This window comes from Geotalea toluenoxydans JCM 15764, assembly GCF_001311985.1.
GTDB lineage: Bacteria > Desulfobacterota > Desulfuromonadia > Geobacterales > Geobacteraceae > Geotalea > Geotalea toluenoxydans.
Window position 1 is genome coordinate 47,858 of sequence record NZ_BBCJ01000026.1, and the last position, 21,036, is coordinate 68,893.

At 55.0% G+C, this 21,036-nt stretch carries 29 protein-coding genes and 3 pseudogenes; 30 read left to right on the forward strand and 2 right to left on the reverse strand.

What is annotated here, in order from left to right:
• Positions 1–6: 6 nt before the first annotated feature.
• Positions 7–384, forward strand: a complete 378-nt coding sequence (locus JCM15764_RS15860) for a rhodanese-like domain-containing protein (protein WP_054697439.1) — start codon at positions 7–9, stop codon at positions 382–384.
• A gap of 10 nt (positions 385–394) precedes the next feature.
• Here the strand turns inward: JCM15764_RS15860 and JCM15764_RS24390 are convergent, their stop codons facing one another.
• Positions 395–559 carry a hypothetical protein gene (locus JCM15764_RS24390; RefSeq protein ID WP_243689191.1) on the reverse strand — a complete coding sequence of 55 codons (165 nt, stop codon included), beginning with the start codon at positions 557–559 and terminating at the stop codon, positions 395–397.
• On the opposite strand from JCM15764_RS24390, the gene JCM15764_RS24395 reads away from it, so the two are divergent.
• Complete coding sequence (locus JCM15764_RS24395; RefSeq protein WP_243689188.1) at positions 485–718, forward strand: ArsR/SmtB family transcription factor; 234 nt, start codon at positions 485–487, stop codon at positions 716–718. The genes JCM15764_RS24390 and JCM15764_RS24395 overlap by 75 nt on opposite strands.
• Here JCM15764_RS24395 and JCM15764_RS15865 read toward each other — a convergent pair.
• On the reverse strand, positions 654–2,351 hold the full coding sequence (locus JCM15764_RS15865; protein ID WP_054697442.1) for a methyl-accepting chemotaxis protein: 1,698 nt from the start codon (positions 2,349–2,351) through the stop codon (positions 654–656). The two genes, JCM15764_RS24395 and JCM15764_RS15865, sit on opposite strands and share 65 nt — an antisense overlap.
• Positions 2,352–2,568: 217 nt before the next feature.
• Here JCM15764_RS15865 and JCM15764_RS24400 point away from each other — a divergent pair, with 217 nt between their 5' ends.
• The 28 genes and pseudogenes from JCM15764_RS24400 to fliM all read left to right on the forward strand — a co-directional run.
• Positions 2,569–2,925, forward strand: coding sequence for a PAS domain-containing protein (locus tag JCM15764_RS24400; RefSeq protein WP_243689174.1), 357 nt, complete (start codon positions 2,569–2,571; stop codon positions 2,923–2,925).
• Entirely contained in the window at positions 2,922–3,206 is a 285-nt protein-coding gene (locus JCM15764_RS24405; protein WP_243689175.1) for a histidine kinase dimerization/phospho-acceptor domain-containing protein, read from the forward strand. The genes JCM15764_RS24400 and JCM15764_RS24405 overlap by 4 nt, the downstream gene beginning before the upstream one ends.
• Positions 3,158–3,580, forward strand: a complete 423-nt coding sequence (locus tag JCM15764_RS24410) for a sensor histidine kinase (RefSeq protein WP_243689176.1) — start codon at positions 3,158–3,160, stop codon at positions 3,578–3,580. The genes JCM15764_RS24405 and JCM15764_RS24410 overlap by 49 nt, the downstream gene beginning before the upstream one ends.
• 127 nt (positions 3,581–3,707) lie before the next feature.
• Positions 3,708–4,046, forward strand: a complete 339-nt coding sequence (locus tag JCM15764_RS15875; protein WP_243689177.1) for a bacteriohemerythrin — start codon at positions 3,708–3,710, stop codon at positions 4,044–4,046.
• Between the two features lie 77 nt (positions 4,047–4,123).
• Positions 4,124–4,486, forward strand: coding sequence for a response regulator (locus tag JCM15764_RS15880; RefSeq protein WP_012645585.1), 363 nt, complete (start codon positions 4,124–4,126; stop codon positions 4,484–4,486).
• A complete protein-coding gene (locus tag JCM15764_RS15885; protein WP_054697445.1) occupies positions 4,486–4,992 on the forward strand; it encodes a chemotaxis protein CheX in 507 nt (168 codons plus the stop codon). The genes JCM15764_RS15880 and JCM15764_RS15885 overlap by 1 nt, the downstream gene beginning before the upstream one ends.
• A gap of 13 nt (positions 4,993–5,005) precedes the next feature.
• Entirely contained in the window at positions 5,006–5,731 is a 726-nt protein-coding gene (locus JCM15764_RS15890) for a hypothetical protein (RefSeq protein ID WP_243689178.1), read from the forward strand.
• On the forward strand, positions 5,728–6,036 hold the full coding sequence (locus JCM15764_RS24415; protein ID WP_243689189.1) for a response regulator: 309 nt from the start codon (positions 5,728–5,730) through the stop codon (positions 6,034–6,036). Before JCM15764_RS15890 ends, JCM15764_RS24415 begins: the two co-directional genes overlap by 4 nt.
• Positions 6,037–6,200: 164 nt before the next feature.
• A complete protein-coding gene (locus JCM15764_RS15895) occupies positions 6,201–6,779 on the forward strand; it encodes a hypothetical protein (protein ID WP_054697448.1) in 579 nt (192 codons plus the stop codon).
• Positions 6,769–8,325: a tetratricopeptide repeat protein gene (locus JCM15764_RS15900; protein WP_054697450.1), complete on the forward strand. Its 1,557-nt coding sequence runs from the start codon at positions 6,769–6,771 to the stop codon at positions 8,323–8,325. The genes JCM15764_RS15895 and JCM15764_RS15900 overlap by 11 nt, the downstream gene beginning before the upstream one ends.
• Before the next feature lie 141 nt (positions 8,326–8,466).
• A complete protein-coding gene (gene flgB / locus JCM15764_RS15905; RefSeq protein ID WP_054697453.1) occupies positions 8,467–8,889 on the forward strand; it encodes a flagellar basal body rod protein FlgB in 423 nt (140 codons plus the stop codon).
• Entirely contained in the window at positions 8,889–9,329 is a 441-nt protein-coding gene (gene flgC, locus JCM15764_RS15910; RefSeq protein WP_054697455.1) for a flagellar basal body rod protein FlgC, read from the forward strand. Before flgB ends, flgC begins: the two co-directional genes overlap by 1 nt.
• 118 nt (positions 9,330–9,447) lie before the next feature.
• A complete protein-coding gene (gene fliE / locus JCM15764_RS15915; RefSeq protein ID WP_054697458.1) occupies positions 9,448–9,756 on the forward strand; it encodes a flagellar hook-basal body complex protein FliE in 309 nt (102 codons plus the stop codon).
• Between the two features lie 48 nt (positions 9,757–9,804).
• Positions 9,805–11,371 (forward strand): annotated as a pseudogene (fliF, locus tag JCM15764_RS15920) (flagellar basal-body MS-ring/collar protein FliF).
• Between the two features lie 13 nt (positions 11,372–11,384).
• A pseudogene (gene fliG, locus JCM15764_RS15925) lies at positions 11,385–12,376 on the forward strand (flagellar motor switch protein FliG).
• Positions 12,363–13,157 (forward strand): FliH/SctL family protein, encoded by a 795-nt coding sequence (locus JCM15764_RS15930; RefSeq protein ID WP_054697461.1) that lies wholly within the window; start codon positions 12,363–12,365, stop codon positions 13,155–13,157. The pseudogene fliG and the gene JCM15764_RS15930 overlap by 14 nt, the downstream one beginning before the upstream one ends.
• Positions 13,138–14,465 (forward strand): annotated as a pseudogene (locus JCM15764_RS27055) (FliI/YscN family ATPase). Before JCM15764_RS15930 ends, JCM15764_RS27055 begins: the two are co-directional and overlap by 20 nt.
• 40 nt (positions 14,466–14,505) lie before the next feature.
• Positions 14,506–14,952 (forward strand): flagellar export protein FliJ, encoded by a 447-nt coding sequence (fliJ, locus tag JCM15764_RS15940; RefSeq protein WP_054697463.1) that lies wholly within the window; start codon positions 14,506–14,508, stop codon positions 14,950–14,952.
• A complete protein-coding gene (locus JCM15764_RS24440) occupies positions 14,949–15,167 on the forward strand; it encodes a hypothetical protein (protein WP_243689182.1) in 219 nt (72 codons plus the stop codon). Before fliJ ends, JCM15764_RS24440 begins: the two co-directional genes overlap by 4 nt.
• Entirely contained in the window at positions 15,125–15,463 is a 339-nt protein-coding gene (locus JCM15764_RS15945; RefSeq protein ID WP_243689183.1) for a MotE family protein, read from the forward strand. Before JCM15764_RS24440 ends, JCM15764_RS15945 begins: the two co-directional genes overlap by 43 nt.
• Before the next feature lie 51 nt (positions 15,464–15,514).
• On the forward strand, positions 15,515–16,003 hold the full coding sequence (locus JCM15764_RS15950; RefSeq protein WP_054697466.1) for a hypothetical protein: 489 nt from the start codon (positions 15,515–15,517) through the stop codon (positions 16,001–16,003).
• Between the two features lie 59 nt (positions 16,004–16,062).
• Positions 16,063–16,890 (forward strand): hypothetical protein, encoded by an 828-nt coding sequence (locus JCM15764_RS15955; RefSeq protein WP_243689184.1) that lies wholly within the window; start codon positions 16,063–16,065, stop codon positions 16,888–16,890.
• The gene (locus JCM15764_RS15960) at positions 16,887–17,240 is read left to right on the forward strand and encodes a flagellar hook-length control protein FliK (protein WP_054697470.1); all 354 of its coding nucleotides are present in this window, start codon (positions 16,887–16,889) and stop codon (positions 17,238–17,240) included. The genes JCM15764_RS15955 and JCM15764_RS15960 overlap by 4 nt, the downstream gene beginning before the upstream one ends.
• 17 nt (positions 17,241–17,257) lie before the next feature.
• On the forward strand, positions 17,258–17,923 hold the full coding sequence (locus JCM15764_RS15965; protein WP_054697473.1) for a flagellar hook assembly protein FlgD: 666 nt from the start codon (positions 17,258–17,260) through the stop codon (positions 17,921–17,923).
• Positions 17,924–18,310, forward strand: a complete 387-nt coding sequence (locus tag JCM15764_RS15970; RefSeq protein ID WP_054697475.1) for a TIGR02530 family flagellar biosynthesis protein — start codon at positions 17,924–17,926, stop codon at positions 18,308–18,310.
• A 150-nt stretch (positions 18,311–18,460) separates the two neighbouring features.
• Positions 18,461–19,342, forward strand: a complete 882-nt coding sequence (locus tag JCM15764_RS15975) for a flagellar hook-basal body protein (RefSeq protein ID WP_054697478.1) — start codon at positions 18,461–18,463, stop codon at positions 19,340–19,342.
• A gap of 279 nt (positions 19,343–19,621) precedes the next feature.
• A complete protein-coding gene (locus tag JCM15764_RS15980) occupies positions 19,622–20,122 on the forward strand; it encodes a flagellar basal body-associated FliL family protein (RefSeq protein WP_054697481.1) in 501 nt (166 codons plus the stop codon).
• Positions 20,123–20,133: 11 nt separating this feature from the next.
• Positions 20,134–21,036 (forward strand): flagellar motor switch protein FliM (gene fliM, locus JCM15764_RS15985; protein ID WP_054697484.1); only part of this gene is annotated, 903 nt, incomplete at its 3' end.

The following is a 21,036-nucleotide window of genomic DNA, read 5'->3' on the forward strand; positions in this document are numbered from 1 at the left end:
ATCGGCATGAGATTAACAGCAGTTGCATGTGCAATCGTGATCGTGTGGGCAACACTGGCCTTTGCCGCAGGAGAGAAGAACATCAGCTCGCGGGAGGCAAAAGGGCTGCTGAGTAAAGGGAAAAATGTTTTTCTCCTTGATGTGCGGACTCCGGACGAGTATCGCCAGGCCCATCTTCGGGGTGCGGTACTGATTCCGGTCAATGAGATAGAGCGGCGCCTTCGCGAGGTGCCGAAGAACAGGCCGGTGGTAGTTTATTGCGCTGTCGGTTCACGTTCGGGCATGGTTGCAGGATATCTGGCCGGCAAGGGGTACAGTGAGGTCTACAACATGAGCGACGGTATCGTCGGCTGGTATCGGAGCGGATTTTCCATCGAGCATTGAAAATTGAGCTTCAAATCTTGAGGATGCGATGACCGTAGAAGAACAGGCGCTGTTGATCAGAATACTTGGTCACCCGGTACGGCTCAGGATCGTGGCCGAACTGGCGGACCGGTGCGTCTGCGTCAAGGAAATGTGGCAGCACCTTTGTTTGCCCCAGGCAGTCGTGTCCCAGCATCTGAAGGTTCTGAAGGAGAGCGGAATAGTCACTGCCCGAAGGGAAGGAACAAGGGTCTGCTACTCATTGCAGGCTGAACTGATGGCGGAGCTGGTTACTGTCTTTTCGCCACGAAAGGTGCCAGCTCCGTGTGCATCCGGTCCGTCAGGGCGGCAATGACCTTTATCTTTTTCATCATGTCCTCGGCCAGCATGCTGTTTGCTTCATTGAGCAGTCCGGCCTCTGTCACGTAATTCAACAGGACATCCCCCATCATGATCTGCTGTACAGCCGTTTCCTTGAGCTGCTTTACCCGATCGTTATCTTCCATGACGCTTTTCAGATAGAGGCGGTTGCCCCGTGACTGTTCCTGAGTCGAGTTTGAGATAAGAGCGGAAAAGGAGCGCATCTTGTCAAGGGCCCTTACGATCAGCCCGATTCCCCGTTTTTGCTCATGGATGGCGCCGGTAAATTGTTTGACCCGGTCCAGATTTTTTTCAGCCTCTTCCGTAATCATTTTGCTGGCGGCAGCCTGCTCGACGGTGGATGTGGCAATTTTCTGCACCATCTGCGATGCTTCCGCCGTCCCCTGGGCAATCTTTTCCAAGGCCGTGTTGGCAATGGCAGAAATCTTCACCCCATCCCTGATCCTGTCTTTCTCCTGGGAAATGGTTCTCTGCACCTCAGCGGTTTCCTTCTGAATACTGGTTACCAGTTCCTGGATTTCCTTTGCCGAAAGGGAGGTTCTCTTGGCCAGGGACCTTACCTCTTCGGCGACCACACTGAAAGATTTGCCCTGTTCCCCGGCCTGGGCAGCAATTATGGATGCATTGAGGGAGAGGAGATTGGTCTGATCAACCACTTCCTTGATGACATTGAGAAATTCGCCAACCCTTGCCGAATGCACCGAAAGCCGGTTGATGGCGGCAAATGAGTCGGCGTTGGTCTTTTCTATCTCCCTCATGGCTTTGAGGGTGGCGGCCATGGATTGCATGCCTTCCGTGGCTTTTTTCCGCATGTCTTCAGCGCACTCGCTGGTCCTTTGTGCATTGTCCCGGACATTGTTGTTAACGGCGCTTATCTCACTGATGGAACTGGAGGTCTGCTCGGTGGAAAGAGCCAGTGCCTCCACGTTGGTAGCCGTTTCATTTATGCTTGAGGCCATCTCCTCGATGGAGGCGGAAGTCTCCAGCACCGATGCCGTAAAGTCCTTGATATTGCCGGCGATCATATCGGTTGTCGCACTCATTTCGGCTGTGATGGACGCCCGCTCGTCCGTCCTCCGGGAAATATCCTCGATCTCCAGCAACAGATCATTGAAGAAGCCGTTCATGTCACGGACTGCCTGCAGGGTTTCCTTTTCCTTGGCGACCTGCTTTTCACCGCTTTGAACGATCTCCTTGGACTGATCGCCTATTCCACGGTGATAGGAATTGATGTCCAGGGAAAGCGCGGCAACATTTTCCACCATCTTCAGCACTTTGCCGAGAAGGAGATCATGGCACTCCAGGAGCAATTTCAGCTCGTCTCCCCCCTTACCTATTCTTTCCATTTCCTCTTGCCCGGCAATGGCACTAAGCGTGCGCCACTGGTTCTCCACATGGATCTTCATCACCTGCTTGATAATGTAATAGCAGAACGTCCCCACGGCAATACCGGCCAACATGCAGCCGATGACGTACATGGGGGTGAATGCCCTTTTGCCGAAGAAAAGCCAGGAATAAAACGGAAAAATGATCCCCATGAACAGGCCGAAGCAGAGCATGAAGATGCAGGTGCTTTTCATCGAGGAAAGGTATTTTTTAAAGAACATAAATGCCCACCATGTAAGGGTTTTTTTATATCAAAAGCAAGAATGATACCTATCATGGGGAAGAATAGCTGTCAAACGAAATAGCGTTCTTTGCCATTGGAGAATGGCAGGTCTTGAACTGGCGGCAGTCCGCTATTAATTATTCAAGCTCTCCCCGCAAATCCCGATAAGCATAATCATGCAAAAGACGGTAGCACACCAAAAAACGGCACCGGACATGGCCTCGATCGCAGAAAGCATCATCGCCAGCCAGAGCACCGGCATCATCTATCTGGACGGCGACGGCAGGATAGCCCTGATCAATGCCAGGGCAGAGGCAATGTTGCATACTTCTGCCGGTGATGTCACAGGCAAAAGGGTGGACATGTTGCCACTACGGACACCTGTCTACAGGGTACTGAGCGAAAACTGCCGTGAGATGCCGGTGGAGGTGAGTGTCAACGGTGCCGTATTGACCGCCAGATCAGCGGAAGTGCGAATTCCCTCCGGAGAGTTGTCGGGAGAAATATACGAACTGTTTGATGTGACAGAAGAAAAGAAGGAAAAGAGGCATCGGGAAGAAATCGTCGCATGATGACCCATGACCTGAAATCTCCCCTGACCGTACTGATGGGCTATGTACAGGCCTTGAGAAACGAAGATGGGGCAAAGGTGCATGTCTCGCTGCTGCCGTGTCTGGATGAAATGGACCGAAGCTCTCTGAAACTACTGGCCATGATCGAGGACGTGCTGGATGCATACCGTCTGGAAGTGGGGCTGCTGCAGACCACGTGCAGCTGGTGCGATCTTTCCGCCATACTGGAGGCGTGCTGCATGATATGGCCCGTGAGGCTTCGTCACGGGGGGTACGGTTAACCCACGATATCGAAAGTGGTATTCCTGCGATGAACGTGGATGGTAATCAGCTTTCCCGTGTCTTTGCCAATCTCATCGGCAATGCGGTCAAATTCACCCCCCGCAAGGGTCAGGTGACGGTCAATGCATGGCTGGGGGATGAAAAGCTGCATGTATCGGTAACGGACACAGGGATAGGCATTCCCCAGAAAGACCTGCCCCGTATCTTCAATAAGTATTTTCGTTCAAAAGGCGCCAATGGCTTCAGGGGGACAGGTCTTGGCCTGACCATCAGCAAGGCCATCGTCGAGGCCCATGGCGGGGCCATCGCCGTCGAGAGTGCCGTTGGCGAAGGGAGCTGCTTTACCATCGTCATTCCTTGCAGCGCTGCCTAAAGTTTTTCACTGTGGGCGCCGAATATAAGAATCATCGACTACTATTTTGGAGGAAACATGTCTCTCATCACCTGGAATCAAAGCCTCAGTGTCAATGTAAAGCAGTTCGACGAGCAGCACAAAAAAATTGATCGACCTCATCAACAAGCTTCATGACGCCATGAAAGCGGGCAAGGGAAAGGATGTGCTGGGGGAGATCCTGCAATCACTGGTGGATTACACAAAACAACATTTTGCCGCAGAGGAGTCATTGCTGCAGAAGCACGGCTACGGTGACTACGAAAAACACAAAAAAGAGCACAACCTGCTGGTAATGCAGGTGGCTGATATCCAGAAAAAGCTTAAGGAAGGAAACCCGGTGTTGACCCAGACGGTGATGACATTCCTCAAGGACTGGCTTTCCAACCACATCCAGAGAGAGGACCAAAAATACGGTCCCTTCCTTAATGACAAGGGGCTTTCCTGACGGTAATCGGAGCAGACTCTAATATTTCAAAAAATTGACAGGCACCCTGAGGGGTACCAGGCAGAGGAGGATGGGTTATGGCAAATGTATTGATTGTGGACGATTCTTCAACAATGAGGAAAATTATTTCCCGTTCGTTGCGGCAGGCAGGTCTGGTCGTCGATGACATTTTCGAGGCGGGCGACGGCATCGAAGGACTCAGCGTGCTGGGAGAGAAAAAGGTCGATCTGATTCTCTCCGACATCAACATGCCCAACATGGACGGCCTCGAGTTCATCAAGCAGGTGCGGGCAAGCGGCAAGCAAATACCGATTGTCATGATCACCACCGAGGGGGGAGAGGATGTGCTGAAAGATGCCATGTCCAGCGGCGCCAGCGACAGCATCAAGAAGCCGTTCACTCCGGAACAGCTCAATGAAAAATTGGGAGGGCTGCTGTGATGACACTCAATAGCGCTGTTTCCAAGGCAGTCAACATGCAGGAAGAAGACCTGGCAGGGTATGTCATCCATGCCACCAAGGAAGTGTTCAATACCATGGTCATGCTTGACCTGGAGGATTCTTACCCTCTGCGGGAGCCGGTTACCACCTTCCATTGCAGCGTAACCGGCATGGTCGGCCTGGCCGGCACCTATACCGGCATCCTTTCCATCCATTGCCCGAAGGCCTTTGCCTTGCGCATCACCTCCAACATGCTGGGGATGGATGTGGCGGATGTGGGAGAGGATGTGAACGATGCCCTGGGAGAGATTGCCAACATGCTGGGGGGGTATGTGAAGCAGATCCTTTCCAAGGGGGGACTTGACATCAATCTTTCCATTCCGACCGTTATTTCGGGTGAAGAGTATACAGTCAATTCCATGTCCGATGATAATTGTGTCATCATTCCCTTCACCAACGAAGGAGAGCGGTTTCTGGTGGCGTTGAAGCTGCGCAAGGAAGGTTAAGGCAGGATCTACTATGGCAGGATTCGAAAAATTACAGGAGATGCTCGATGCCGCACTGAAGCAGGCGGGGGAAGAGAGCAGCATGCTCCTCGGGGTGACCCTCTCCTCTGGCGATTCCGACATCATAAACACCAACCGCAAAAGTTACTTCGCCGATATGGACGACGCAGTTTTTGTTGTTGCGGTCGAATCCAAGGAGGAATATCAGGGTTACTTTTACCTGCTCTTTTCCCTTGGCGATGCCATCGTCATGAGCAGCATCCTTTTAGGCATTCCGGCTCCCCGCATTGCGGAAAAACGCAGGCTGTGCATCATGGAGGCAGACGACATCGATGCTTTCGGTGAAATTGCCAACCAGATCATCGGCTCGTTCAACTCTGTTTTTCAGCCGAAATTGCCCCAGAAGGTACACCTGAAACTGCTGCCCCCGCCAAAAAAATATATTCCGGAGATAGATCAGCTCACGGATGCCGAGCCGCTGCCCGATAGTGACTATCTTATGTATCGGGCGCCCCTTGAGATAGAAGGACAGGAGATGCACTATCTGGATATCATGGTGCCTCCGGAACTGGCCAATCTCTTTGATCCGCAACCGGAAGAAAAAGCGGCGGCAGCTTCGCCGGAGGCCGCCACCAAGCAGAAGCCGGCGAAGCCGATGCCGAAAGCGCTCCCCGTACCCAGTCCATCCTTATTCTTAGTGAGGATGTCGACGAGCGGCAGACGGTCAGGGAGTACCTGACCGCCACCGGCTTTGACCTGGTGGATGCCCCTCTGGGCGCCGATCTCCATGAGCTGCTCAAGGAAACCGAGGTCAGGGTGGCGGTAATCGAGGTGAATGAAACGGGAGAACGTGACCTGGCGGTATGCAACAGGGTGTGTGCCCAGAGCAGCAAGGCTTCCCTCCCCATCATCATGTGTGCCGGGCAATGGACCAGGACTGCGGTGCTCAAGGCACTTACCTACGGGGCCAGCGACATCCTCATGAAGCCTTTCGATGCCGATGAACTGATGGCCAAGGTACAAAAGTACCTGCATGCCGCGTGAAACGCGTCAATAAATATTCAGCAATCATTGTTTTTTTTGACCCCTTGTCTCTGCCATTTATCTTAAGCCCCTCCAGGCCTGCTGCCAGCAAGCATTTCGCTGACGGCACGCCTTTTGCCATAGTTGGCTGTCGATCATTCTCCAATACCGGATAACCACTACCGATGAAATTTGCCGGTCCCTTCAAGCATACTGGGCTGCCCCTTGCCCTTTATTTCTGCCGCTGCCTGGCCGGGGCGGGCCTGCTCATCCTTTGCCTCTTGGATGCAGCCGAGGCAACGGCCCAAGAACTCGCCCGCTTGCAACGGGTGGAGGTCGGTCAACAGGTTTCGTCGACCCGTCTTGACCTGAAGCTCGATCAAGCAACAACTTACACTGTGGCGGAGTCGGCGAACAGGATCCGCCTCACCCTCAAGGACACCGACGGACCTCTCTTCAGAAAATTAAATACCTATATCGATTCCCATATCTCCGGCATCCGCTTCTCCCAGAGGGGCAAAGACCTGCAGATAACCATCGGCACCAGGGACGCCGCTCCCTGCCTGCGCATCATGGATCTGGCTGAAGGAATTCTGACTGTCAATGTGGGCAAGGAGAAGGGACCGGCTGTACCGGCCATCGTTCCGGGGAGGGAACTGATACTGCATGGGACGGCCAGGCTAGTGACCGACTTCGATCCACCGCTCAAGGCCGAGATACCCTTTGTTCCCACCGACGGCTCAGCTGCAGAAGGTGGCTGTTGATGGGGAGGTAAAACTATTCCAGCGCGGGGAGAGTTTTCTCTATAAGGAGATGGGGGCTGAGGCAGCAGAGATCTTCGCCTGGTTTACCGGCAGAGACACTCCTCTGCGGCCGCTGGCCTGCTATCGCCTGGGGGAGTCCCTTTACCTGCTCGGCAAATATGACGCAGCCCTCAAGGCTTTCAGGGAGGGAGAGCAGCGCTGGCCCGCCTATATGGCTTTCAATCCTGCCACGACCTTTTACTTTGCCGACAGCATCGCCAGGATGGGAAACCTTGCCGATGGGCGCAAGATGCTGGCCCGCCTCATCGCCCAACTGGCGGAAAAGACTTACGCGCCGCTTCTGCTTGATCGACTGGCGGACATTCTGGCCCGGAACGGCCGGGATAAAGAGGCTGTCGCCATATTCGGAACGATTGCCGAAGGTTTTCCGGAAACCGAGGCCGCTTATCACGCTCTGTTGAAACTTGCCGACAGACGCCTGTTTTCCGTAAGCGCCGATACCTACCAGCCACTGGCAGAGCAATACCGGTCCATCCACAGAGCCGCAGGCGCTGTTTCCCTCAGGGACGATGCCAATTTCAAGGCGGCATTGATCGAATCCCTGTATGGCCAGGCAGGTAAGGCACTGGCAGCGGTCATTCAATATGAAAAGCAATATCCGCAGGGAACTTTTGTGACCATTGCCCATAGCATGCGCCAGGAACTGCTGCTGCGTGTATATCTTGAAATGTACAGGGCAAAGAACTATCCGGGCTTGGTCGACCTGGCCCAGCAGAATCGCGACTATCTTGCCCGCTGTTTCAGCGATGAAATGTTCATCCACCGCCTTGCCGAGGCCTTTTCCCATTTGCAGAAGCCGGCGGGAAAGGTGGAGCTGTTCAATCATCTTGCCGAGCGTGACTGGACGGAAGGGGCGGCCCCCTTTATTTACGGGCAGATTGTCGATACGTCCATGGCCATGGGCAATCTGGCCATGGCAGACCTGACGGCCGCCAATTTCCTGCGTCGGTTCCCAAACCACTCGGATTACCGGCACATGCTGGAGCATCGGGGAGAAATCGCCTTTCTGAAGAAAAACCTGCCGGGGGTGGTGGCGGAACTTTCCTGGCTGACAAAGCCGAAGGAAAAGGCTGCCCAGCTGAACAGTTATTATTACCTGGGCAAGGCACTTACGGCGCAGAAGGATTACAAAAGGGGAGAGAGGGTGCTGGGGCAATATGTCGATGGCCTGTCCCAATCGAAAGCCTCTTCCACATTTGCCGGTGATGCCTATTTCACCCTCGGCACCGCCCGCAGAGGAATGGGGGACCATCGGGGGGCGATGGCCGCCTATGTTGCCGGTCTTGAAGTAGCTGGCGGCGGAATGAAGGAACAGTTCCTGTTTGCCATGGGAGAGCTGGAGCTGCAGATGAAAAACTATGGGGAGGCCAAGGGCCACTGGAACAGGATACTCAAGGAAGGAACGGACCCGGTTTGGCGCCGCATGGCCGAGCAGGGACTGGGCGACCTGCAATGGAAGGAAAAAATGGAGACATTAACCCGGTAAGTCAAATTAATGACATTGGTCAAAATAGAAAGTGCTGATTTTGGGAACCAGGGGTTACGGTGTGGGTAAACTGCTTGTAATTATTGGATAAAATGTCTGGTATGGGTTTTGCTCAGTCAGCTGTTGGGAAAGGAGTCTGTTATGCCTGTAGATGGAATATTTAGTTCCACCGTGGATATTTTGGGTAAATCCCTCGACTTGAGGGCGAAAAATCATAATCACATTTCGGCCAATGTTGCCAATGCCGAAACTCCCGGTTACATGCCGACCCGGCTCTCCTTCGAATCGGAACTGAAGGACGCGGTCAAGGGTAATGGGATTAGCAAGGGCGCCGTCACCCACCCGCGTCACATACCCCTCAAAGGCAAGGGGGGATCTGTCGAGGATGTGACCGGGACGGTGGTCGAGACCCCGGCCAAATCGGTGGGGGTGGACAATAACGCCGTCGAGCTGGAAAACGAGATGGGCAAAATGGCGGAGAACCAGATCATGTACAACGCCAGCGTACAACTCCTGGGTAAAAAGTTCGAAGGACTCAAGTACGCGATAAAAGGGGGTAACTGATGGATTTTTTCACCTCGATGGACATAAGTGCCTCGGCCCTTACCGCCGAAAGAACACGCATGAATCTCATCTCCAGCAACCTGGCCAATGCCGGGTCCACCAGGACTGCCGAGGGGGGACCCTACAAGCGCAAGGATGCCGTTTTTGCCGCTGAACCAGTTGTCGAACCGTTCAGCTCGGTGCTGAAGAAGGCGGGAGGGAGTATGGAGCCGAAGCAGGTGGGAGTGGTGCAGATCACCGAGGACCAGACGCCGCCACGCCTGCAGTACGATCCGACCCATCCCGATGCCGATGCCAAGGGTTATGTGGCCCTGCCCAATGTCAACGTGGTGGAAGAAATGGCCGATATGATTGCCGCCACCCGCACCTATGAAGCAAACGTCACTGCAGCCCAGGCAGCGAAGAGCATGGCGTTGAAAACCCTGGAGCTCGGCCGATGATTTACGCTGAAAAACATTCATCTGCGGCGTTGCCTTCATTACTTTGCTGCTCGTAACTTGGCGCCTTGCACCTGGATATTTTCGAGCATGAATCATAAACAATTTTACGGAGGAAAAGATGGTTATCAAAGCGATCGAGAGTGGTACCGGGATTGAGCATGCCTTTCCCTCGCCGGTGGCAAAGGAAACAGCCGGCGCGGCGCCTGCCGAGAGCTTCAGCAAGTATCTGGGGGAAATGGTCGGCAAGGTAAACGACATGCAGCTGTCGGCCGATAAATCCATCCAAAGCTTGGCCACAGGCGAAGCCACAGGCCTGCACGAGGTAATGCTGGCCGTGGAAAAGGCGAGCATTTCTTTCCAGTTTCTCAATCAGGTGCGCAACAAGGCAGTAGAAGCCTATCAGGAAGTCATGAGGATGCCGGTTTAACAGCCTGATATTCGTCGTAGATGCATTGTCAGTTGATACGGAGTTCCTATGCCGGAAGGTTTGAAAAAACTGCTTGATCCTTTCCTGTCTCTGCCCACGTCCAAACGCCTGATTGTGGCCGGGGTGGCGGCTTGTTCGCTCTTGGCCTTCGCTGCTCTTATTTTTGTCGCCAACAGGACCGATTACCGCCCGCTGTTTGCCAACCTTACAACCGAAGATGCCGGTGAGATCGTCAAGAAACTGAAGGATCAGAAGGTTGCCTACCAGATTTCGGCGGACGGCAAAGCCATTCTCGTCCCATCTGACAAGGTGTATGAACTGCGTCTTTCCCTGGCCGGCGAAGGGCTGCCCCAGGGGGGAGGAATAGGTTTCGAGATCTTCGACCGGAAGAATTTCGGCATGACCGAATTTGTCCAGAAGCTCAATTATCAGCGTGCCCTGCAGGGTGAACTCTCCCGGACCATTGCCCAGTTGGCAGGTGTGGAGCAGGCAAGGGTCCACCTGGTTATTCCGGAAAAATCCCTGTTCAAGGACAGCGAAAAGCCCCCCACTGCCTCTGTGGTTCTGAAGATGAAATCAAACCGCACCCTGCGTGAAAATGAAGTACAGGGGGTGGTGCACCTGGTCTCCTCCGCCATCGAGGGGATGGATACGGAGAACGTCACCGTTCTTGACAGCCGCGGCAAGGTCCTGAGCAGGACCGGCCCTTCCGATGCTACCGGCAAACTGACCAGCACCATGCAGGAGACCCAGCGCAATTACGAAAAAAACCTGGAAGAGCGTCTGCAGTCGCTTCTGGACAAAGTCGTGGGGAGCGGCAGATCTGTAGCCCGGGTCTCGGCTACCTTCGATTTCAAGCAGGTGGAGAAATACGAAGAGAAATACGATCCGGAAACGGCAGCGGTACGCAGCGAACAACGGAGTGAGGAAAAGGCGGGAGCACCAACATTGCTGCCGGTGTTCCGGGGGTGCAAACAAATATGGGCAGGACCCCTCCGGGGTCAGGCACCACCGGTGGCGGTTCCAAGAGTGACGAAACCCTCAATTACGAAGTCAGCCGTACCACCGCCCGCATCATCGAACCGGTCGGCAGCTTGACCAAGGTGTCGGTGGCCATTCTTGTGGACGGCAAGTATGAAGCCCCGGCAGCTGCTAAAGCGGGTGCTGCCAAGGCCAAGTACCAGCCGCGCACTCCCGATGAATTGCAGAAAATCGAGTCACTGGTTAAAAGCTCCGTCGCTTCAATGCCGAACGGGGCGATCAGGTGACGGTTGCCAATATTCCGTTTCAGGAAACCGGCGATATGGGAAGTGCCCAGGATGCCTGGTGGAATGCGCCGATCGTCATGACCCTGCTGAAGAACCTGCTCATTGCCGGCGGTTTCTTCGCCATCATTTTCTTTGTCATCAAGCCGCTGATGCGGATGTTGCCCCATAGACCTCCTTCCTTCCAGCCTGTGCAGGAAGATTTGGAGATGATCCAGTTGAACGAGGCCCACAAGCAGGAAATGGCCCTGCAGACACTGAACCAGCTAGAGTTGATCGAAAAGGTGAAGCAGGACCCCTATCAGGTTGCCCAGATTCTCCAGAACTGGCTGGTACACAAAGAACAGTAGTTGAGGATGTTTCATGACCGGATCGGATAAAGCCGCCATCCTGCTCCTCTACCTTGGCCCGGACGCAACGAGCAAGATATTCGAGCACATGGATGATGTGGACATAAAGAAGATAAGCCAGAGCATGGCCCGTCTCGGTCACGTGCCGCGCGACGTCATTCAGGGCGTGGTGACGGAATTCACGGATATCACCAATCCCGAAACCGGTTTTTTTCCCAGGGGGAGGAATTCGTCAAGAAGATCCTGGAAAAGGCCCTAGGCGTGCAAAAGGCCGAAAGCCTCCTTCAGGAGCTACGCACCTCAAGTATCGGCGATATGGTGGACATTCTCGCCACCATGGATTCGAAGACCATCGCCAACTTTTTTTCCCAGGAGCACCCACAGACCATTGCCGTCATCCTGGCCAAGCTCAAGCCGAAGCAGACCAGTGAAATTGTCGGGCTCCTGCCCCAGGAGCTTCAGGCCGAGGTGGTGATCCGCATCGCCGAGGTTGACCAGGTATCGCCGGAAATCCTGGCCGAAATCGACGAGGTTATCCGCAAGGAGCTGACGGCCCTTGGCGGCGTGCAACGGTTCAAGGTCGGCGGCGTGGAGAAGGTGGTGGACATGTTCTCCTATCTGGATCGGAGCAAGGAGAAAAAGATCCTCGACCGTCTGGATGCGCTCAATCCGCCCCTGGCCGAAGTTATCCGCAAGCATCTCTTCACCTTCGAGGACATCTTCAAGCTGGACGACCGGGCCATCCAGTCGATCATGCGGGAGGTGAGCAACGATACCCTGACCCTGGCCATGAAAACCTCCCCGGACGACGTCAAGGACAAGATCTTCCGCAACATCTCGTCCCGTGCCGCCGAGATGATCAAGGAGGACCTGGAGGTGATGGGGCCGGTTCGCCTTTCCGACGTGGAAAAGGCCCAGTCGGAGATCATCAAGGTGGTAAGGAAAATGGAGGAAGACGGCAAGGTGGTCATCGCCGGCCGCGGAGGCGACGATGTCCTCGTCTAAGATCATCAAATCCATCGACGATGCCGGCTTCATGGGTTTCCACTTCCGTGAGTTAAAGGGGAGTGCTGACGAGCCCCCTGCTGCAGACAACCATAATGCTCCTTTCACTCCGGTAATACCGGGGGCCGGGGCTGCTGCGGACAAAGAGGAAGTGGCAGGGAACGCTGAAGAGGATACGGCCGGCGCAGTAGAAGAAAAGATTGTTGTCGGCATTCCCGAGGAAGAGGCCGACCGGCGCGAACAGGCGGCATACAATGAGGGGCTTCGTGAAGGCAAACGCCAGGCGGAAGAGTCTTTGGCCAAGGTAAGCGAGGCGCTGGCCAAGGCACTACTCAGTACCGGAGGCCTCCGGCAGAAGGTGATGCAGGAGAGCGAGGAAGACCTGCTTAAGCTGGCCATTGTCATTGCCCGCAAGATCATCCTTCAGGAAATATCCATCGACCGCAGAATCCTGGTCAATATTGTGAAGGCTGCAGTCAGCAATGTCTCGGACGGTGATGAGGTAGTGGTAAGGCTCAGTCCGTCGGATTATGAAATAGTTGCCGACCATAGGGAATTTCTGCCGCCTGCCAACGAGAAAAGAAGGATCACCCTGAAAGCCGATGAAACCATACCCGGTGGGGGCTGTCTGGTGGAGACTTCCATGGGGGCCATAGATGCCAGGATAGAAGCCCAGCTGGATGAGATATTCCGTCGCTTCATGGAGGATCGCAGTGTGACGGCACTTGAAGCCGACACGATGGAAACGGAGGGAAAGACGGATGCTGGCGAAGAAGATTGACCTCAGCCGCTTTCTGCCGGCAGTGGAATCGGCGCGGCCCATCAAGCTGCACGGCAAGGTTACCCAGGTGGTGGGGCTGGTCATCGAAGGTTTCTGTCCTGAGACTGCCGTCGGTACTCTCTGCGAGATAAACTCACAGGGGAGTGAATCCATTCCGGCGGAGGTTGTCGGCTTCAGGGAGAACAAAACCCTGCTCATGCCCTCGGGGAATTGCGAGGCGTGGGTCTTGGCAGTCTCATCTCGGTGCGCCGCGAAAAAGCCTCCCTGGGGGTCGGACCGGCTCTCTTGGGCAGGGTCATCGACGGGCTCGGGGCACCCATCGACGACCGCGGCCCGATTATCACCGGTGAAGAATATCCCATCTACGCCACTCCGGTAAACCCCATGAAGCGGCGTCCGATCCGCCAACCGCTCGATCTGGCATCAGGGCCATCAACGGTCTGCTCACCTGCGGCGAAGGGCAGCGGGTGGGGATCATGGCCGGCTCCGGGGTGGGTAAATCCACCCTGCTCGGCATGATTGCCCGCTATACGGAAGCCGACGTAAACGTCATTGCCCTCATTGGCGAGCGGGGGAGAGAGCTGCGCGAATTCATCGAAAAAGACCTGCAGGCGGAAGGTTGAAAAAGTCGGTGGTTGTTGTTGCCACTTCCGATCAGCCCCCCTGGTGCGCATGCGCGGCGCCTACATCGCCACCACCATTGCCGAATATTTCCAGGCCCAGGGGAAAAAGGTCCTGCTGATGATGGACTCGGCCACCCGCTTTGCCATGGCCATGCGCGAGGTGGGGCTGGCCATCGGCGAGCCGCCGACGACCAAAGGCTACACGCCGTCGGTTTTCGCCGCCCTGCCCAAGCTTCTGGAGCGTACCGGCAACTTCCAGAACGGGAGTATCACCGGACTCTATACGGTGCTGGTGGAGGGGGACGACTTCAACGAACCGATCTCCGATGCCATGCGCAGTATCCTCGACGGCCATATCGTCCTTTCCCGGGAACTGGCCGCGAGAAACATCTATCCACCCATCGATGTCCTCAACAGCGCCAGCAGGGTGATGATGGATGTGACCGCCAAAAACCACCAGAAGCTGGCCGGCAATTTCAAAGGGGTCCTGGCCACCTACCGCCAGGCGGAGGATCTGATCAATATCGGCGCCTACAAACCGGGGAGCAATCCGGGTATAGACTATGCCCTGGCAAAGATAGAACACATGAACGCCTACCTGAAGCAGGATATAAAAGATGGTGTCGGGGTCGAGAATGCAGTTATGGAGCTGGAAGCCATATTCGACGATACCATGGCTCTGTGAAAGGCCGGTCCTTTTTCTGTCGGGCCAAGTGAGGTAGATCATGACCAAGAAAGGGTTTCAGCTGGATCAGGTGCTTAATTTCCGTAAGGAAATGGAAAAGATGCGCAAAATCGACTTTGCTGCGGCCAAATATGAGCTGGATGGGGCAAATGAGCAGTTGGCCAGGGCCGAAAGCGCCATGAGACGCCTTTCAGAAGAGCTGAGGGAAAAACAGATAGACGGTATTTCCGCTAATGATCTGCAGCTCTATGCCAATTTCAGCCGCAAAAAGAGAGAGCAGATTATCGACCAGCGCCAGGAAGTTGTGGCCCTGGAAAGAAAAGTGGTTGAAAAGCGCGAGACGCTGCTGACTGCGGCCAAGGATAAAAAGGTGCTGGAAGCGTTCAAGGAGCGGAAGGTCCAGGCCCTGAAGAGGGACGCGGCCGAACGGGAGCTGCATTTCCTTGATGAGATTTCCATCCAGAAAAAAGGTCATGGCAAAAGATGAAAAAAATACTGCTAATCATCCCGCTGGTGGCCTTTGTCATGCTCTGGCATACGGAGATGGAGCCTTCCGCTCTGCAGCGGGTCGCCTTGGCCCAGAGTCCCGTAGCCGCTACTGTTTCCCCGAAAACTGACCGGGATGAGGCTGCGCCCTGGAAAAGCAGCGGCAGCAGCTGTTGGAAAAAGAGGCGGCCCTCAAAGCCAAGGAAGAGGAACTGAAAAAACTCTCCGCCAGCCTGGACAGCCGCATTAATGAATTGAATGTGGCGAGGAAGTCCATGGAGGGTTCACTGCAGACGCGGAAAAAAGAGGAAAACGAGCGTTACAGGAAGATGATCAAGATTTACAAGGCCCTGAAGCCTGAAGAGGCGGGAAGACTGATGGACAAGCTGGAGGAACCGCTGGTCATCGAGATGCTCAACCAGATGGACCAAAAGACGGCGGTCAAGCTGATTCCCTATCTCAATCAGCCCAGGGTCATCAAGTGGACCAGGGACAACCTGGTCGGCAGATAAAAGTTTGCACCGGTTTGAACGGTGCCATTCCAGAATAAAGGAGGTGAGAAAATGGACAACATGCAAGTAGTACTACCGTCCCAAGGGGCAGCACTTATTCCCCTCGTGACACCTGTTTCAATTGGCAAAGCGGCCGCCGTCAACCGTGCTTCCCTGGATGCCGGCCCAACCTTTGCCGAACTTCTCGGTAACATAGCTATGGAACCTGCAGCGGATGTGCTCAAAGGGGAAGAACCAAGGGCCGCCGCCGTGCCGGAATCGGCATCTGCCGGCAATGCAGAGCCGGTAAAAAAAGGGGATGAGGCAGAAGTCTCACCCGCGGCCCTTGAAGGGGACCAGCTCCCTCTGGCGGTTCAACAGGCGGCCATTGCCGTTGGGGCAATTCCGATACAGCCCCGGGAGCAAAACCAGAACCGGGCTCAGACCGAAACACCTCAACTTCAGGTTCAGACCGGGAAACAATTACCATCGGAGGTGCAGGTACCGGTTATCGTAGTCAAACTCCCCGAGCGCAGGTGCAGGTACCGCCACAGCCGCTGAGTCAGGCACAGAAAGAGCCGATCCCAGAGGTAAAAACGGAACCTTTCCATGGGGAGGCCATGATGAAGACTGCTGAAACGGCAGCATTCATGCCACAGCAGAAACAGGGGGAGACGGAGCAGCCGTCGGAGAACCGGCAGAAAGCCGAGACGGAAAATATGCCTCAAATCAGGGTCAGCAAGACAACTGCAACTGCCGAGGTCGAGCCGGTGTTGGCGGAAGCTGCCCCTGAGGGTGGTGCGGCAAAGAAGGTGGAAATCCCTGGGCGGGTGGTTGTACCCTCCGGCAATGGAATTCCGGCATCGGCAACCGTCTCCGTTGCTTCTCCGTTGTTTGAATCGGGCATAGAACTGTCTGTCGGGGAGACAACGGCGGCGGAAGTTGTTGCCAAAGCAGATCCGGGGCTGGGTAAAAGTGCACCGGTAACAACCAGTGGCCAAACAGAAAATCCGGAAGCACTACCGGCCATAACGGTTGAGACTACCCCGGAAGCACCCGGTATTAAGGAGAAGACCGTCAGGCAGGTGCAGGACAGGATGACGGTGAGAGCAGGTGACGGCCGTTGGGAAACTGCAGAAAGCAAACCGGTAACGGAAGGCAAGGATGCCATAGCCAGCGGGCAGAAAGAACTGCCGGAAATCAAAACCACCGGCAAGCCCTTTTCACCGGATCTCGGCGACAGTGGCGGAAACTCGACCACCGGTGAGAGAGGAATGAACAGCCAGCTGCAGTTCGCTGCAACCGGCGAAGTTGTGAAAACTCCAGTGATCTCCGAAACTCCGTACAAGGGGGAGGCGCCAGCCACTGCCTCGGCGGAAAGCATCGTTTCCCAGGTAAAGGAAAGCCTGACACTGCATAACCCTAAAGAGGCAGGCAGATCACCTTGACGCTCAATCCGGCCGAACTTGGAGAGCTGAAAATCAACGTCAGCATGGAAGGGCAGCGGCTCAAGGTGGAGGTCGTGGCAGAAAATGCCATGGTCAGGGATGTCCTCATGGCAAACATCGACACCCTTAAGGAGTCATTGTCAAAACAGAACGTCACCATGGAACGCTTCAATGTCTCCACCGGCGGCAATTACGGCTTCAGCCAGCAGTCGGGTGGAGAGAAATGGGTACCGCAGAACCGCTCTTACAATAACTATGCGGCCATGGGGGGTACGTTTGCCGAAGGAGAGGAAAAACGGGTCAGCTATCTGACAGGGACCGGCCAGGGGCTGGTTGACGTGAGATTCTGACAAGAGGAGGTTAGAGTATGGTCAGTACGGTAACATCGACAAACGACACCACTGCAGCAGCGGCAGCCATGAAGAAGGCAACCGGGCTCAACAAGGACGATTTCCTCCGGCTGTTCGTGACACAGCTGCAGAACCAGGATCCGCTCAATCCTCAGGACAGCTCCCAGTTCATAACGCAGCTGGCCCAGATTACCGAGGTGGAGCAGTCCTACAACACCAACACCAACCTGCAGAGCATCCTGACCCAGAGCAACAATATGGCGTCACTTTCTGCGGTATCCTTCATCGGCAAGTCCATCTTGGCTCCCGGCAGCCAGATAAGCCACCAGTCGGGCAGCGCCAGCACCATAGACTACAATCTCTCTTCCACTGCCCAAACGGTGACTATCACCATTACCGACGAGAGCGGCGCCACCGTCAAGACCCTGACTCAGGGGCTGACTGCTGCCGGCTATGCATCACTTGCCTGGGACGGTACCAACAACCAGGGACAACCGGTGACAACAGGCATCTACAATGTGACCGTCAAGGGGGCCGATGCCGATGGTGCGGCCTTTAGCGGTACTCCCCTTATCCGGGGCAAGGTTGACGGGGTGGAAATGGGGAGCTCCGGTCCGGTCCTTACCGTGGGGGCGCTGCAGGTACCCTTGTCCGGTGTCATCAGTGTCAAAGGAGGAGCATAGGTGATCGACGAGATATTTTTTCCCCAACCGATCCAGCCACCGTCACGGCAGCCCTCGACGAAGCAGGTACAGGAAAAATCCAGCGGCGGAGAATCACCCTTCGCCAAAATCCTGGAAAACAAACTGCCCAGCCAGGGGGTCAAATTTTCCCAGCATGCCCAGGAGAGGCTGAAGGCGCGGGGAATCAACCTGACCGAGACTGACATGAAAAAGCTGGAAGGCGCAGTTGACAGCGTTGCCCAAAAGGGGGGCCAGGATTCCCTGGTGATGCTTGGTGATGCTGCCTTTGTCGTCAGTGTCAAAAACAGGACAGTGGTAACGGCCATGGATAAAACCCAGATGGCCGGCAACGTCTTTACCAACATCGACTCCGCCGTCATCTTTTAACGATTTTAACCTCGACCTTCGAACGTCGAACCTAGAACTTAGAACATAGAACATAGAACCTCGAACTTTTACAAGGGCTGGCCCTCCAAGAGGAAGCCCCAAGGAGCACCGACCGACAGAGGTGTTCCGAACAACTAACGGGAGGCAACAATGAGTATAACCAGTGCAATGTTTACCGGTGTCAGCGGTCTTTTGAACAACGGCGAGGCAATGAACGTTATCGGCAACAACATCTCCAACGTGAACACAGTCGGCTTCAAGGGCGCCAGGATGCTCTTTTCGGACATGTTGTCACAGAATATCGGCAACAATTCCCAAATCGGCCGCGGCATGCAGATACAGAAGGTGGAAAACCTCTTCGGCCAGGGGAGCTTCGAGACCACGGAAAATGTCACTGATCTGGGCATTCAGGGGAACAGCTTTTTTGCCCTCAAACCGCCGACGACTGCCGCACCGGTGGCCGCCCAGAATGCGGCTTTTCTAAGCAGGGCAGGGGCCTTTCACGTGGATAAGGATCTTTATCTTGTAAATCCGGATGGTTACCAGGTGCTCGACACAGCCGGTCAACCGATCCGGTTTTACACCGGTGGTACAGCAGACCAGAATTTTTCGAAAGTCGTCAAGGTGGAGCCCAACGGCCTTATTACCTATCTTGCCCAGGACGGCATTACCAACCTCTATTACAGCACCACCGGCGCAGTCGGCCTGCCCACCACCACTGTCAACGCAGCAGCGGTGCAGAGACTGGCGGTTGTCTCGGCAACTGATCTTACCGGCCTGGAAAAGGTTGGTGGCTCACTGTACAAGGCAACGGCACCCTCGGGAGTATCGGCGGCAGGTTTTACCCTTGCCGGCAATCAACCGAACGGCACCAGCGAAAAGGTCCTCTCCAACTCCCTGGAGCAGAGCAACGTGGACCTGGCCAGCCAGTTCGTCAAGATGATCATTACCCAGCGGGCCTACTCGGCAAATTCCAAGACCATCACCACCGCCGACGAAATGACCCAGGAAGTGCTTAACCTGAAACGCTGATTCATGGCACAGGGCCGCAGCCTCCATGCTGCGGCCCTTTTTGTCAAAACATTGACCCCTCCTTCAAAATATTTCATCGAACTGCCGCCAAATATTTCCCCACCCCACTGTTGTTTTCGGTAAAAACCCTTTAGAACAGGTATGTTAGCCGGTTATGCCCGAAGCTGCCGCTGCCGGTCTGAGACAGAATGATGACTGTTAGCTGCTGGCATTGCCGTTGCAGTAATGGAAGAGCTTTGTAAAACTAGCTGATATTCCAGAGAAAAAGGAGATGTTCGTATGGCCGAGCAAAAGGAAGAGGCTGTTCCTGCCAAGGATAACAAGAAGCTTTTTATCATCATCGGTGCTGCCGTGCTGGCTTTGATAGTCGTAGCCGTCATTGTTGCAATGATGATGGGAGGGGGTAAGGGGGAAAAGCCGGCAAAGGCCCAGGAAGCAAAAGCGGAAAAAAAGGGGGAGGGGGGCGAAAAGGCCTCTGCTGCCACCGTTTACCCCCTGGAGCCGTTCATTGTCAATATATATGATGGTCAGGAACTACGTTACCTGAAGATCAAGGTTGAATTCGAGATGGCCGCGGCAGAGATCAAGACAGAAATTGATGCCCAACAGTCCGCCCTGCGTGATGCCGTCCTCGTTCTGCTGACGACCAAGACCATGCGCGAGGTTCAGGACCTGCAGGGGAAGAACCAGCTGCGTGATGAAATACTGAGTACGACCGTCAAGATTCTCGGGCCGGGCAAGGTCATCAAGGTTTATTTCACCGATTTCGTCGTGCAATAGGGACAGCCGTCATGGAAAAGATACTGACAAAGGAAGAGATAGAGGCGTTGCTCAGTGCCGTTTTCGAGGGGAGCATCGAGCCGGCCAAGGAATTGGCCAGAACCCAGGGACAGGTCAGCACCTACGATCTCTTCAACTCCGATGCCCACCGGGGCTTTGTCCCCAATCTGGATATCATCTATGACGGTTTCATCCGTTACAACCGGGTCAACATGTCCAACCGTCTGGGCAAGATGGTGGAGATCAAAAAGGTAGGTGCGAGACCTTACAAATTCGACGACTTCCTCCAGTCCCTTCCTTCCCCGGTCTGCATGGCCATCTATAAAATAGAGCCCCTCAAGGGGGCGGCCTTGATCGCCGTGGACAGCACCTTTGTTTACACCGTCGTCGACAGTATCCTCGGCGGCGTCGGGGTCCCCAACATACCTGCCAATAACCGCCTGTTTACCCCCATCGAACTGCGGCTGGTGGAAAAGATCATCAGGGACGCCCTGGCCGACATGGAAAAGGCGTGGGCGCCGCTCCTGGCCGTGAAGATGAACCTGTTGCGCATGGAGATGAATCCGCGGCTGGTCAATATCGTCCCCCCGGAATACCAGGTGGTTACCATGTCGCTCAAGATTCAGATCGAGGAGACGGTGGGCTCGATGATCCTCGCTGTTCCGTACATGACTGTGGAGCCCATCCGCGACAAGCTGAAGAGCGGACTGCAGGTAGACATGATGGCCGTTGATCCCCAATGGTCCTTCCGCCTGTCTGAAGAACTGAAGGAGGCGCCACTGGAGATCTCGGTGGAAATGGGCAATTCCTCCATCACCCTTGCCGAACTCCTGAACCTGTCACCGGGGGATACGGTGATGCTGAAGGGGAACGGCCACAACGAGCTGCTGGTCAAGGTGGGGGGCGTGAAGAAG

Coding starts and splice junctions, on each gene's coding strand:
- JCM15764_RS15965 (WP_054697473.1), top strand. CDS start 17,258: ATGGTCAGTACGGTAACATCGACAAACGACACCACTGCAGCAGCGGCA.
- JCM15764_RS24400 (WP_243689174.1), top strand. CDS start 2,569: ATGGCCTCGATCGCAGAAAGCATCATCGCCAGCCAGAGCACCGGCATC.
- JCM15764_RS24405 (WP_243689175.1), top strand. CDS start 2,922: ATGATGACCCATGACCTGAAATCTCCCCTGACCGTACTGATGGGCTAT.
- JCM15764_RS24390 (WP_243689191.1), bottom strand. CDS start 559: ATGCTGGGACACGACTGCCTGGGGCAAACAAAGGTGCTGCCACATTTC.
- JCM15764_RS15890 (WP_243689178.1), top strand. CDS start 5,006: ATGGCAGGATTCGAAAAATTACAGGAGATGCTCGATGCCGCACTGAAG.
- JCM15764_RS15880 (WP_012645585.1), top strand. CDS start 4,124: ATGGCAAATGTATTGATTGTGGACGATTCTTCAACAATGAGGAAAATT.
- fliE (WP_054697458.1), top strand. CDS start 9,448: ATGGTTATCAAAGCGATCGAGAGTGGTACCGGGATTGAGCATGCCTTT.
- JCM15764_RS24440 (WP_243689182.1), top strand. CDS start 14,949: ATGAAAAAAATACTGCTAATCATCCCGCTGGTGGCCTTTGTCATGCTC.
- JCM15764_RS15895 (WP_054697448.1), top strand. CDS start 6,201: ATGAAATTTGCCGGTCCCTTCAAGCATACTGGGCTGCCCCTTGCCCTT.
- JCM15764_RS15930 (WP_054697461.1), top strand. CDS start 12,363: ATGTCCTCGTCTAAGATCATCAAATCCATCGACGATGCCGGCTTCATG.
- flgB (WP_054697453.1), top strand. CDS start 8,467: ATGCCTGTAGATGGAATATTTAGTTCCACCGTGGATATTTTGGGTAAA.
- JCM15764_RS15955 (WP_243689184.1), top strand. CDS start 16,063: ATGATGAAGACTGCTGAAACGGCAGCATTCATGCCACAGCAGAAACAG.
- JCM15764_RS15950 (WP_054697466.1), top strand. CDS start 15,515: ATGGACAACATGCAAGTAGTACTACCGTCCCAAGGGGCAGCACTTATT.
- JCM15764_RS15860 (WP_054697439.1), top strand. CDS start 7: ATGAGATTAACAGCAGTTGCATGTGCAATCGTGATCGTGTGGGCAACA.
- fliJ (WP_054697463.1), top strand. CDS start 14,506: ATGACCAAGAAAGGGTTTCAGCTGGATCAGGTGCTTAATTTCCGTAAG.
- JCM15764_RS15975 (WP_054697478.1), top strand. CDS start 18,461: ATGAGTATAACCAGTGCAATGTTTACCGGTGTCAGCGGTCTTTTGAAC.
- flgC (WP_054697455.1), top strand. CDS start 8,889: ATGGATTTTTTCACCTCGATGGACATAAGTGCCTCGGCCCTTACCGCC.
- JCM15764_RS15865 (WP_054697442.1), bottom strand. CDS start 2,351: ATGTTCTTTAAAAAATACCTTTCCTCGATGAAAAGCACCTGCATCTTC.
- JCM15764_RS15885 (WP_054697445.1), top strand. CDS start 4,486: ATGACACTCAATAGCGCTGTTTCCAAGGCAGTCAACATGCAGGAAGAA.
- JCM15764_RS15980 (WP_054697481.1), top strand. CDS start 19,622: ATGGCCGAGCAAAAGGAAGAGGCTGTTCCTGCCAAGGATAACAAGAAG.